Origin of the sequence: Achromobacter sp. ES-001, from assembly GCF_019448355.1 — a bacterium.
Classification (GTDB): domain Bacteria; phylum Pseudomonadota; class Gammaproteobacteria; order Burkholderiales; family Burkholderiaceae_B; genus Achromobacter; species Achromobacter spanius_B.
In genome coordinates, this window is sequence record NZ_CP079940.1 from 2,805,001 (window position 1) to 2,817,071 (window position 12,071).

At 66.1% G+C, this 12,071-nt stretch carries 9 protein-coding genes; 5 read left to right on the forward strand and 4 right to left on the reverse strand.

The annotated features are described in order from the left end of the window. Positions 1 to 37: 37 nt before the first annotated feature. Positions 38 to 3,187 (forward strand): efflux RND transporter permease subunit, encoded by a 3,150-nt coding sequence (locus KYT87_RS12730; RefSeq protein WP_219992389.1) that lies wholly within the window; start codon positions 38 to 40, stop codon positions 3,185 to 3,187. Between the two features lie 5 nt (positions 3,188 to 3,192). Then, complete coding sequence (locus tag KYT87_RS12735; RefSeq protein WP_219992390.1) at positions 3,193 to 4,698, forward strand: efflux transporter outer membrane subunit; 1,506 nt, start codon at positions 3,193 to 3,195, stop codon at positions 4,696 to 4,698. 49 nt (positions 4,699 to 4,747) lie between these two features. On the opposite strand, the gene KYT87_RS12740 is transcribed toward KYT87_RS12735, so the two are convergent. Together KYT87_RS12740 and KYT87_RS12745 are read right to left on the reverse strand one after the other, a co-directional pair. Continuing rightward, on the reverse strand, positions 4,748 to 6,088 hold the full coding sequence (locus KYT87_RS12740; protein WP_120155324.1) for an MFS transporter: 1,341 nt from the start codon (positions 6,086 to 6,088) through the stop codon (positions 4,748 to 4,750). A gap of 144 nt (positions 6,089 to 6,232) precedes the next feature. Then, positions 6,233 to 7,870 (reverse strand): GMC family oxidoreductase, encoded by a 1,638-nt coding sequence (locus KYT87_RS12745; protein ID WP_219992391.1) that lies wholly within the window; start codon positions 7,868 to 7,870, stop codon positions 6,233 to 6,235. Positions 7,871 to 8,085: 215 nt separating this feature from the next. On the opposite strand from KYT87_RS12745, the gene KYT87_RS12750 reads away from it, so the two are divergent. Continuing rightward, a complete protein-coding gene (locus KYT87_RS12750; RefSeq protein ID WP_120155328.1) occupies positions 8,086 to 8,982 on the forward strand; it encodes an IclR family transcriptional regulator in 897 nt (298 codons plus the stop codon). An 85-nt stretch (positions 8,983 to 9,067) separates the two neighbouring features. Here KYT87_RS12750 and KYT87_RS12755 read toward each other — a convergent pair whose 3' ends face one another. Together KYT87_RS12755 and KYT87_RS12760 are read right to left on the reverse strand one after the other, a co-directional pair. After that, on the reverse strand, positions 9,068 to 10,249 hold the full coding sequence (locus tag KYT87_RS12755) for a low temperature requirement protein A (protein WP_219992392.1): 1,182 nt from the start codon (positions 10,247 to 10,249) through the stop codon (positions 9,068 to 9,070). A 215-nt stretch (positions 10,250 to 10,464) separates the two neighbouring features. Then, the gene (locus tag KYT87_RS12760; RefSeq protein WP_046807211.1) at positions 10,465 to 10,893 is read right to left on the reverse strand and encodes a VOC family protein; all 429 of its coding nucleotides are present in this window, start codon (positions 10,891 to 10,893) and stop codon (positions 10,465 to 10,467) included. A gap of 148 nt (positions 10,894 to 11,041) precedes the next feature. Between KYT87_RS12760 and KYT87_RS12765 the strand changes: the two genes are divergently transcribed. Together KYT87_RS12765 and KYT87_RS12770 are read left to right on the forward strand one after the other, a co-directional pair. Beyond that, positions 11,042 to 11,449 (forward strand): carboxymuconolactone decarboxylase family protein, encoded by a 408-nt coding sequence (locus tag KYT87_RS12765; protein ID WP_046807210.1) that lies wholly within the window; start codon positions 11,042 to 11,044, stop codon positions 11,447 to 11,449. A gap of 9 nt (positions 11,450 to 11,458) precedes the next feature. After that, positions 11,459 to 12,070: an LON peptidase substrate-binding domain-containing protein gene (locus KYT87_RS12770; RefSeq protein WP_219992393.1), complete on the forward strand. Its 612-nt coding sequence runs from the start codon at positions 11,459 to 11,461 to the stop codon at positions 12,068 to 12,070. Position 12,071: the final 1 nt, after the last annotated feature.

Sequence of the window (12,071 nt, forward strand, 5' to 3'; positions counted from 1 at the left end):
GCTGCCCGTGCCCCGCGTGCATACCCAAAGGTAAATCATGTCCAAGTTTTTTATTGGCCGCCCCAATTTTGCATGGGTGGTGGCCATCTTCATTTCGCTGGCGGGCCTGTTGGCGATTCCGTCGCTGCCGGTCTCGCAGTTTCCGGTGGTGGCGCCACCCCAGGTGACGATTGCCGCCACCTATCCCGGCGCGTCGGCTTCGGTGCTGGTCGATTCGGTGACCAGCGTCATCGAAGAAGAGCTGAACGGCGCCAAGAACATGCTGTATTACGAGTCGTCCAGCAGTTCCAGCGGCAGCGCTGAAATCACCGTGACCTTCGAACCGGGCATGGACCCGGACCTGGCGCAGGTGGACGTGCAGAACCGCATCAAGAAGGCCGAAGCGCGCCTGCCGTCGGCCGTGACGCAGCAGGGCTTGCAGGTGGAGCAGGCCAGCTCGAACTTCCTGATGATCTACGCCCTGACGTACAAGGGCGAAGACGCGCACAAGGACGTGGTGGGCTTGTCCGACTACGCCGCGCGCCACATCAACAACGAAATTCGCCGTGTCAAAGGCGTGGGCAAGGTGCAGTTCTTTGGCGCCGAAGCGGCCATGCGCGTGTGGATCGACCCGCAGAAGCTGCTGGGCGTGGGCCTGTCGGTGGCGGACGTCAATGCGGCCATCGCGGCGCAAAACGTGCAGGTGCCGGCCGGCAGCTTTGGCAGCCGCCCGGGGTCGCCCGAGCAAGAGCTGACGGCCACGCTGGCGGTGAAGGGCATGCTGGATTCGCCGGAAGAGTTCGGCAACATTGTGCTGCGCGCGAACGCGGACGGCTCGGTGGTGCATCTGTCGGACGTGGCGCGGCTGGAAGTCGGTCGCCAGAGCTACGACTTTGAAACCCGCTTGAACGGCAAGAAGTCGGTGGGCGCGGCGGTGCAGCTGGCCCCGGGCGCCAACGCCATCGACACGGTCAAGGCCGTGAAGGCGCGCTTGCAGGAATTGTCCGCCTCGTTCCCCGAGGACGTTGAATTCTCGGTGCCGTTCGATACGTCGCAGTTCGTCAGCGTGGCCATCACCAAGGTGGTGCACACCTTGCTGGAAGCCATGGTGCTGGTGTTCCTGGTGATGTTCCTGTTCTTGCAGAATTTCCGCTACACGCTGATTCCCACCATCGTCGTACCGGTGTGCCTGCTGGGCACGTTCGCGGTGATGTCGGTGCTGGGCTTCTCGGTCAACATGATGACGATGTTCGGCATGGTGCTGGCCATCGGTATCCTGGTGGACGACGCCATCGTGGTGGTCGAAAACGTGGAACGCATCATGGCCGAAGAGGGCCTGCCGCCGCGTGAGGCCACCATCAAGGCGATGGAGCAGGTGTCGGGCGCCATCGTCGGTATCACGTTGGTGTTGTCCGCCGTGTTCCTGCCGCTGGCCTTCATGAGCGGTTCGGTCGGCGTGATCTACCAACAGTTTTCGCTGTCGTTGGCGGTGTCGATCCTGTTCTCGGGCTTCTTGGCGCTGACCTTTACGCCCGCCCTGTGCGCCACGTTCCTCAAGCCCATCCCCAAGGGGCACCACGAAGAAAAGAAGGGCTTCTTTGGCGGCTTCAACCGCATGTTCAACCGCCTGACCGGCCGCTTCGAAGCCTTGAACTCGCGCCTGGTCAAGCGCACCGGCCGCTATATGGTGATCTACGTCGCCATCGTGGCGGTGCTGGCCGTGCTGTATGTGCGCGTGCCGGAATCCTTCGTGCCGGCCGAAGACCAGGGCTACGTCATCGTGGACGTGCAGTTGCCCCCGGGCGCCACCTACAAGCGCACCGACAAGGTCGTGGCGGACGTGGAGCAGCACCTGATGTCGCTGGACGCAATGGGCGACGCCTTCACCGTGATGGGCTTCAGCTTTTCGGGCACCGGCCAGAACGCGGGCATTGCCTTTCCCACGCTGAAGGACTGGTCCGAGCGCGGCAAGGGCCAAGCCGCGTCCGATGTGGCCGCAAGCGTGAACCAGCGCTTCGCGGCGATTGATGACGGCTCGATCATGGCGGTGAACCCGCCGCCCATCGACGGCCTGGGCAATTCGGGCGGCTTTGCGCTGCGCCTGCAAGACCGGGGCGGGCTGGGACGCCAGGCGCTGACCGATGCGCGCAACCAGCTGCTGGCCAAGGCCAACAGTTCGCCTGTTATCGCGTACGCCATGATGGAAGGCCTGGCCGACGCGCCGCAGTTGCGCCTGGACATCGACCGCCAGAAGGCCGAGGCGCTGGGCGTGGGCTTTGACACGATCAGCACCGCGATTTCGTCCGCTTATGGCTCGGCCACCGTCAACGACTTTGCCAACGCCGGGCGCTTGCAGCGCGTGGTGGTGCAGGCCGACGTGCGCGACCGCATGACGCCCGAAAGCATCCTGATGCTGAACGTGCCGAACAAGTCGGGCGGCATGGTGCCCTTGTCGGCCTTCGTCAAGACCGATTGGGAAAATGGCCCGGTGCAGATTTCCCGCTACAACGGCTACCCGGCGTTCAAGATCGCGGGTGACGCGATGCCGGGGCACAGCACGGGCGAGGCCATGGCCGTCATTGAAAAGATCGTTTCCGAATTGCCCAATGGCATCGGCTACGAATGGACGGGCTTGTCCTATCAGGAAAAGTTTGCCGGGGCGCAGGCCCCCATGTTGTTTGCGCTGGCGTTCCTGGTGGTGTTCCTGCTGATGGTCGCGCTGTACGAAAGCTGGGCCATTCCGGCGTCCGTGATGCTGATCGTGCCGATCGGCGCGCTGGGTTCGGTGTTGGCGGTGACGGTGCTGGGCATGTCCAACGACGTGTACTTCAAGGTGGGCCTGATCACCATCATCGGTCTGGCGGCCAAGAACGCGATCCTGATCGTGGAGTTTGCCAAGAGCCTGCTTGAACAAGGTCACTCGCTGGCGGACGCCGCCATCCAGGCCGCCAAGCTGCGTTTTCGCCCCATCGTGATGACGTCGCTGGCGTTCATCCTGGGCGTGGTGCCGCTGGCGCTGGCCAGCGGTGCGGGCGCGGCCAGCCAACGCGCCCTGGGCGTGGGCGTGATCGGCGGCATGCTGACCGCCACCTTGCTGGGTGTGATTTTCGTGCCCATTTTCTTTGTCTGGGTGCTGTCGCTGCTGCGCAAGAAAGGTGGGCAGCCCGCCCCGGACGCCTTGCCCGCCCAGCGCGCGACCCAGGAGTGAACGTGATGATGCAAACTTTTTATCCCCGCAGCCTGGGCGCGCTGCTGTTGACGGCGGCGCTGGCCGGGTGCTCGATGGCGCCGGTCTACCAACGGCCGGACGCGCCGATTCCGACCCAGTTCCCGGCTGACGGGAACCCGGCTGGCCAGGCATCGGGCGGGGCTTCGGCCAATGCCGCCCCCTCCGCCGCCGGCACGCTGGATTGGCAGACTTTCGTCACCGACGATGCGTTGCGTCAGCTGCTGGCCCTGGCATTGGACAACAACCGTGACCTGCGCCAGGCGGTGCTGAATATCGAAGCGGCCCGGGCGCAGTACCGCATCGAGCGCGCCGACCGGCTGCCGGGTATCAACGCGCAAGGGTCGGGCACGCGCCAGCGGGTGCCGGGCGACCTGAACAGCACGGGCAGTTCCGCCGTGCAGAGCAGCTATCAGGCCGGCATCGGGCTGACCTCGTTCGAGATCGACCTGTTTGGCCGTGTGCGCAGCCTGTCGGATGCGGCGCTGCAAACGTATCTGGCCACCGAGGAAACCGCGCACGCCACGCGCATCAGCTTGGTGGCCGAGGTGATCCAGGCGTATCTGACGCGTGACAGCGCGATGCGCAAGATGCAGCTCACCGAACAAACGCTGGCCAGCCGCGAGGCGTCGCTCAACCTGATCGTCAAGCGGCGCGAAGCCGGCACCGCCACGGCGCTGGATTATCAGGAAGCGCTGGGCCTGACCGAGCAGGCGCGCGCCGAACGCGAGCGCATGGAACGCGAAGTGCGCCAGGCAGGCAATGCGCTGGGCCTGTTGGTGGGCGTGAACGACCTGCGCCCGTATCTGCCCGCGCAGTTGGCCACGTCCAACGTGCTGGTGCAGGACATCGCGGCGGGCGCGCCGTCCGAATTGCTGGAGCGCCGGCCGGACATTCTGGCCGCCGAACACGAGCTGCGTTCGCGCAATGCCAGCATCGGCGCGGCGCGCGCGGCGTTCTTTCCCAGCATCACGCTGACCGGCCTGTACGGCTCGTCCAGCGCGGACCTGTCCAATTTGTTCGACGGCGGGCAGCGCGCGTGGTCGTTCATGCCGCAGATCACCTTGCCGATCTTCTCGGGCGGGCGCAATGTGGCCAACCTGGACCTGGCGACGGTGCGCAAGGACATCGCGGTGGCCAAGTACGAAGCCACCATCCAGACGGCATTCAAGGAAGTGGCCGATGCCCTGGCCGCCACCGACACCCTGCAACGCGAGGCCGCGTCGCGCCGCGCCTTGGCCGAGTCCAGCCAGGAAGCGATGCGCTTGTCTGAAGCGCGGTATCGCGGCGGCGTCGACAGCCATCTGCGCTATCTGGATGCGCAGCGCAGCGCCTTCACCGACCAGTTGACGTACATCGACATCAGCACGCAGCGGCAGATTGCGCTGGCGACCTTGTTCAAGGCGCTGGGCGGCGGCTGGCCCGGCGTGCAGGCGCCGCATGCCGGCGCCGGCGGGGCGGCGGCCACCAGCGCCGACCCCGCTGTGCGGTAGGCAACGCAATCAGGCCGCCTGGGTCGACCGTATCCCAGGCGGCCTGTCCTCACGCCTTGCGCCATCCCGCGCCGGGAATCGGCGGCGCCGTGTTGCCGGTGGCTTCGGTCACCGGCTTGCCGCGTCCGATCAGCCAGGCGCACCATGCCGAGACCGCGCCGGCGAACAGCACGTACAGGCAGATCAGCCACGGCTGCCCGCCGCCCGTCTTGAGCAGCGCGGTGGCGATGATGGGCGTGATGCCGGACGCGAAGATGCCGGAGAACTGATAGACGAACGAAATCCCGGTGTAGCGGACCTTGGCGTCGAACAGCTCGCAGAACAGCGCTGCCTCGGGGCCGTACACGGCGGCGTAGAAGATGCCGAACGGGATGATGATGGCCAGCCAGATCAGCATGACGCTGCCCTGGCTGTTCAGCATCAGCCAGAAGCCGGGGAAGGACGCCAGCGCGGTAATCAGCGAGCCCCAGAAGTACACGCGGGTGCGACCGATGCGGTCGGACAGGCGGCCGAAGAACGGAATGAAAAAGCACATCACCAGCGCGGCGGCCATCACACCCGTCAGCGCCTCGGTGCGCGTGATCTGCACGGTTTGCGTCAGGTACGAAATCGAAAATACGCCAAACACGTTAAAGAACACGCCGTCGATATACCGCGCGCCCATGCCTTTGAAGACGTTGCCCGGGTAACGCTTGAGCATGTCGAAAAACGGAATGCGGCTTTCGGCATTGTTGGCCTTTACCGCCGTGAACTCGGGCGTTTCCTTGATGTTCAGCCGGATGTACATGCCCACCATCACCATGGCGGCGGACGCCAGGAAGGCAACGCGCCAGCCCCAGGCCATGAACTGTTCGTCGGTCAGCAAGGTGGACAAGAGCGCCACGGTGCCCGAGGCCAGGCACAGGCCGATCGCCAGGCCGATCTGCGGCAGCGAGGCGTAAAAGCCCTTTTTGCCCGGTGGCGCGTATTCATAGGCCATCAACACCGCGCCGCCCCATTCGCCGCCCAGGCCGATGCCCTGGAACACGCGCAGCAGCAGCAACAGGATGGGCGCCCATAGCCCGATGGTTTCGTAGGTGGGCACCAGGCCGATCAGGAAGGTGGACACGCCCATGATCATCAGCGTCATCACCAGCATGCTCTTGCGCCCGATGCGGTCGCCAAAGTGGCCGAAGATCAGCCCGCCCAGCGGCCGCGTCACAAAGCCCACCGCGAAGGTGGTGTAGGCCAGCATGGTGGATACCAGCGGGTCGCCCGTGGGGAAGTACAGCTTGTTGAACACGATGCCCGCCACGACACCGTAAAGAAAGAAGTCGTACCACTCGATGGTGGCGCCGATCAACGATGCGGTGACGACCTTGCGTACCGCGGCTTCGTTTTGCTTGGACATTGCAGTCTCCTTTGGTGAAGGCGGGGGCGCTTCTGTTGTCGCCCGCGTGCCGGTCTGACTTCAGGTTCGTCGTTCACATCCTTGTTGATTGCTTAAAACGCGCGGCCACAAAATCAGCCGCCAGTACAGCAAGCCGCCAGTACATCAAGCAGCGACCAGATCCGCCCGCCGCCGCGCCAGCTTGAAATCCTCCAGCATGAAATCCGCCGCGCGTTCGGCCAGCATCACCACGGGCGCGTTGGTGTTGCCCGATACCAGCGTGGGCATCACCGAACAGTCCACCACCCGCAGGCCCTGCACGCCGTGCACGCGCAAACGTTCGTCAACCACCGCCAGCGGGTCGCTGCGCGGACCCATCTTGGCGGTGCCCGATGGGTGAAAGATGGTGGCGCCGTATTCGCGGCAGAAATGCAGGATCTCGTCGTCGGTGCGTACGTTGGGGCCGGGCCGGAATTCGCGCTTCATCAGCGACGCCAGCGGTTCGGTTGCCGCCAATAGCCGCGCATGCTTGACGGCGGCCACGGTCATGCGGCGGTCCAATTCCGTGGACAGGTAGTTGGGTTGCATCGAGGGCGGTTCGAACGGGTCGGCCGCGCGCAGCCGCACGTAACCGCGCGATGACGGGCGCAACTGGCAGACCGAATACGTGCATCCGGAAAAGGGGTGCACCTTGCCGCCTGCCATGTCGGCGGACAAGGTGGCGAAGTGGTATTGCGTGTCCGGCGTGCGGCTGGCGGGGTCGACCCGGCAGAACAGTCCGCCCTGATTGATGCCGACCGCCAGCGGGCCGCTTCGGAACAGCAGCCATTGCAAGCCCATGCCCACGCGCCCGTGCAGGCTGCGCAGCTGGTCGTTGGTGGTGATGGGCCGGGTGGTTTCGTAGATCAGGCGGATCTGAAGATGGTCTTGCAGATTTTCGCCCACGCCGGGCAGGTCGCGCACGACGCGGATGCCGAACTGGCGCAGCAGCGCGGCCGGGCCCACGCCGGACAGTTGCAGCAGCTGGGGCGATTGCAGCGCGCCCGCGCACAGCACCACTTCGCGCCTCGCGCGCAGCGTGCGCACTTGCCCGCCTTGCCGGTATCGCACCCCGCAGGCGCGTCCGCCTTCGAACAGGATGGCCGTGGCATGCGCATCGGTTTCCACGCGCAGATTGGGCCGGTCCCGCGCGGGCCGCAGATAGGCCACGGCGGTGGAGCAGCGGCGGCCGCGCCGCGTGGTCAGCTGGTAGTAGCCCACGCCTTCTTGCTCGCCCGTGTTGAAGTCCTGCACGGGGGGCACGCCCATGGTCCGCGCGGCGGCGATCATCGCTTCGACCAGCGGGTGGGGCGTATTGATGGACGTGGCGCTCAAGGGGCCGTTCACGCCCCGGGTCGGCCCCGCGCCCAGGTCGTTGTCTTCCAGTTTGCGAAAGTAGGGCAGGCAGTCGTCCCAGCCCCAGCCGGGGTTGCCCGCGCGTTCCCAGGCGTCGTAGTCGGCGCGCTGGCCACGAATGTAGATCAGGCCGTTGATGGCGCTGGAGCCGCCAAGCGTGCGGCCGCGCGGCCAGTAGATGCGCCGGCCCAGCATGTTGGGATCGGGGTCGGTGTAGTAGCCCCAGTTCACCACTTTGTGGAACATGGTCTTGCCGTAGCCGATGGGGATGTGGATCCACGGGTAGGTATCCCGGGGGCCCGCTTCCAGCAGGCAGACGGCGTGCGCGCCATTGGCGCTAAGCCGATTGGCCATCACACATCCGGCCGAGCCGGCGCCCACCACGATGACATCCACGGTATCGGACATATCGCCTTGTCTCCCTGTCGTCGCATCGCCGTCGCGACTGACGTCACCGTGTTCGCAAGCGATGGTGACGGCGCGTTTTCCCTGCTTGTCGCGGCGGGACGCACTTATATACTGGTTTGATCCGGCCGGCTTGCGTTGCGCACCCGGCTGGCATCTGTGGCGATTCTAGGAAGCGGGCGCGTACAACAAAGCACAACACGCGTGGGGGCGGACAAATGGAACGGAACATGCAACTTCGGTTTCAAAATCGCAGTGCAGCATCGGCGCCGGAGCCGTCGGCGTCCGGGCATCCGGCGTCCGGGCAGCCGGCGTCCGGGCACCAGCAACAGCAGCACCAACATCAACAGCAAGAGGCAGCACGCTCGTTACGGGCGTTGCTGGTGCTGGACCATCTTGCGCGCGCCCAGCATCCGCCCACGTTGGCGCAGCTGGCACAGCGGCTGGACATGCCCAAGACCACCTTGATGCGCTTGCTGGCGGCGATGCAGCGCGCCGGCTTCGTGGCGGCCACGCCGACCGAGCAGGGCTATGTGCCGGGGCCGCAAGCCACATCGCTGGCGCTGGCCACGCTGAGCGCCTCGGCGTTCACCCGTGCCTGCCGTGCCGTGCTGGCCCAGCTGGTGGGCACGCTTGGCGAGACCTGCAACTTGACCGCGCCTGACGGCGACCGCGTGGTCTATATGGAACGCGTGGAAACGTCGGAGCCCCTGCGGCTGTTCTTCGCGGTGGGCAGCCATGTGCCGATGCACTGCACCGCCAGCGGCAAGCTGTTTCTGGCGTCAATGAGCCGGCTGGAACGAGGCCGGGTGCTGGCGCGGCTGCCGCTGACGCGCAACACGCCGCGCACCTTCACGGACCCGACGAAGCTGGACGAGGAACTGGAGCGCCTGGCCGCGCGCGGCATCGGCATCGATAACGAGGAATTCGTGCGGGGCATGAGCGCGGTGGCGGTGCCGATAAGAGACGCCGAGGACCGCGTGGTGGCGGCGGTGGCCTGCCACGCGCCCACGGCGCGCGTGATGCTGGATGACTTGCTGCGCGCCGTGCCGGTGCTGCAACGCGCGGCGCAGTCGCTGCACGAGGTGCTGGCGCTGCATCGCCCGGGCGTGTGACGCTGCATTGCGGCATCGGTGGACGCGCGGGTCTGTGCGGCGACAGCCCCGTCGCAAGGCCCTTCGATGCTTGCGCGCTGGACGGCTACACGGTGACGGGCGAGGCCGCCCGGCGCCGCGACACGCTCTCCCACACGGCCACCAACACCATGATCAGCGTGGTCAGCCCGCCCACCATCAGGTTGTCGGTAACGGTAGACACCGGCGCCAGCACCGCCAGCAATACCAGCCCGGCCAGGTGCGATAACGGAAAGCGCGCGTACACCACCGTCTTGTAGATGCCGTTGCCCAGCAGGTACAGCGCCGGCCCGCCCAGCAATGCGGCGGCCGCTGGCGTGGTGATGCGGCCATCGGGGTGCAGGATGACCAATTCGTTGGCCACCGCCGACACGATCACGCCCGCGATCAAAATCACGTGCACATAGTGAAAGATGGCGCCCATGCGGCCCGGGTCGCTGGAATGCACGATGGCGTGGCTGCCGTCCTTGCTGCTGGTGTCGAAATACACCCACCACATGGCGGCCGTTCCCAGGAAGGCGGCCAGCAGCGCGATCAGCGTGGGGATGTCCCAATGGCCACGGTCGCCCAGCGTGGCGCCCGTGATCAACAACGTTTCGCCCAGCGCCACGATGACGAACAGCTGGCAGCGTTCGGCAATATGGCCGCCCTCGATGGTCCAGTCGCTGGTGTAAGAGCGCCCCAGGCCGGGCAGGCGGAACCCGAACATGGGCGAAATATATTCGCAGGCCACGGCCACTATCCACAGCACCAGGCGCGCTTCGCCGGAGGCCAGGCCGCCCGCGATCCACAACACAGCCGAGATGCACAGCCAGCCCAGCATGCGGCGGAAGTTGTCGGCCAGCGGATGGTTGCGCCCCAGGTGCAGCACGATGAACACCGTGCGCCCGACCTGGATCAAGGCATAGCAGATGGCGAAGATCAGCCCGTTTTCGCCGAACGCGTCCGGCAGCACGGCGGCGGCGATCAGGCCGACCAGCATCACCGCGAACAGCATGACGCGCATGGGGATGGCGTCGGGGTCGAACCAGTTGGTGACCCAGCACGTGTACTGCCATCCCAGCCAGACGGCGAACCACAGCACCAGCGCGTGCACGGCGCCCATCAAGGTCAGGTCATGCAGCAGGCTGTGCGAGAGCTGGGTGACGGCAAAGACGTAGACCAGGTCAAAGAACAGCTCGACAAAGGTGACGCGGGCTTCATGGCCGTCTCGGCGGCGAAGCAGCGTGGCGCTGGCTAGAAAAGTCATGGCGGGCGCTTCCTGTAAAAAGGCGCGCTGCCAGAGTACTGCAAGGCCCGGGGGGCAATTGCAAAACTTATCAAAGGCGGCCCCGGCCGGCGGCTCGGCGGCCCGGCGGCCCGGCGACCCGGCGGTCCTGCGGCCAGGATCATGGTGTCGGTGCCGGCGTACGGGTGCCTTCGCGCGTCCGTGCGCCGGTGCGTCCGCCCGCGCGCCTTTGCGGATCAGTGCGTCATCTTGCCGCCGCTGACCATCCAGCGCGTACCGTAGCGGTCCACCAGCGCGCCGTATGCCTCGGCCCAGAACGTTTTTTGCAGCGGCATGGTTACGTTGCCGCCTTCGGCCAGTTGGTCAAATACCCGCTGGGCATCCGACACTGTCGGGTACAGCAGCGCCAGCGCCATGCCTTTCTTGCCTGTGTACGGGTGGCCGCTGGTGGCGTCGCTGCCCAGCAGCGTCTGCTCGTCCAGCGCCAGCCGGGCGACCATGATGCGGTCGGCGTCCTCGGGGGACAGGGCGGGCATGGCGGCATCGGCGGGCGCGTCGGCGTAGCGGATCAGGGCGTCAAGGCGTCCGCCCAGCACACGCTCGTAAAAGCGCATGGCGTCGGCGCAGTTGCCGTCAAAGCTGAGATAGGCGGATAGCTGGGGCATGATGGTTCCTGGTTCTACGGCGGACAGCTGCAAGAAACGCCGTCGCACTATGATGGAAGGCCCGACCCGCAATACCGCACGGCCCGGCAACCTACGCACTGTAGCCGGTTGGGGCGGATGCGGGGCCGCTTCATAAAGGAATGGCGACATGAGCACGGTAAAACTGCTGACGGACGACGAGGTCCGCAAAAGCCCCGAAGCGTGGGCGGTGTTTGAAGACATCCGATCCACGCGCAAGTCGGACTTCGTGAACAACTTCTGGCGCGCGCTGGCCAACGACCCGGCGCAATTGCAGCGCGTGTGGTCGCAACTTAAACAGGTCATGGTCGCCGAGGGCGAATTGCCGCCGCTCGTGCGCGAGATGATCTACATTGCCGTGTCCACGGCCAACGGCTGCTCTTACTGCGTGCATTCGCATACGGCGTCCGCCAAGGCCAAGGGAATGACCCCCGGCCAGCACGCCGAATTGCTGGCGGTGATCGGCATGGCGGCGCAGACCAACGCCATGGTGACGGCCATGCAGGTGCCGGTGGACGCCGCCTTCGACATCAAATAGGAGCCGGCCATGGCGCTGATTCCGCTGTTTCCCTTATCCAACGCGCTGTTTCCCGCCGGCGTGCTGCACCTGCGCATCTTCGAGGTGCGCTATCTGGATATGATCCGCCGCTGCATCGCGGAGGGCAGCGAGTTTGGCGTGGTGGGTTTGCTGGCTGGTAGCGAAGTGCGTTCGCCAGAGGGCGTTGAGACCCTGGCGCCGGTCGGCACGCTGGCGCGCGTGGTGGCGTGGGACGCGCCCATGCCCGCGTTGCTGCAAGTGCGCTGTATTGGCGGCAGCCGGTTCCGGCTGTTGTCCAGCAAGGTGGCAAAATACGGCCTGTGGATGGGCCAGACCGAGCCCATCGCCGACGACCCGCCCACGCCCGTGCCGGCGTCCATGCAGCCCAGCGCCGATGCCTTGGGCCGGCTGGTGGCGCAATGGCAGCAAGAGGGCGTGCCGCCAGACAGGATGCCGCTTGCGCCGCCGTTCCGGCTGGACGACAGCGGCTGGGTGGCGGATCGCTGGTGCGAACTGCTGCCCTTGCCGCCGGACGACAAGGCCCGGCTGCTGGGCCTTGCGGACCCGGTGGCACGGCTGGCGGCGGTTCAGGATCTGCTGCGTGGCCAGGGGCTGACGTAGC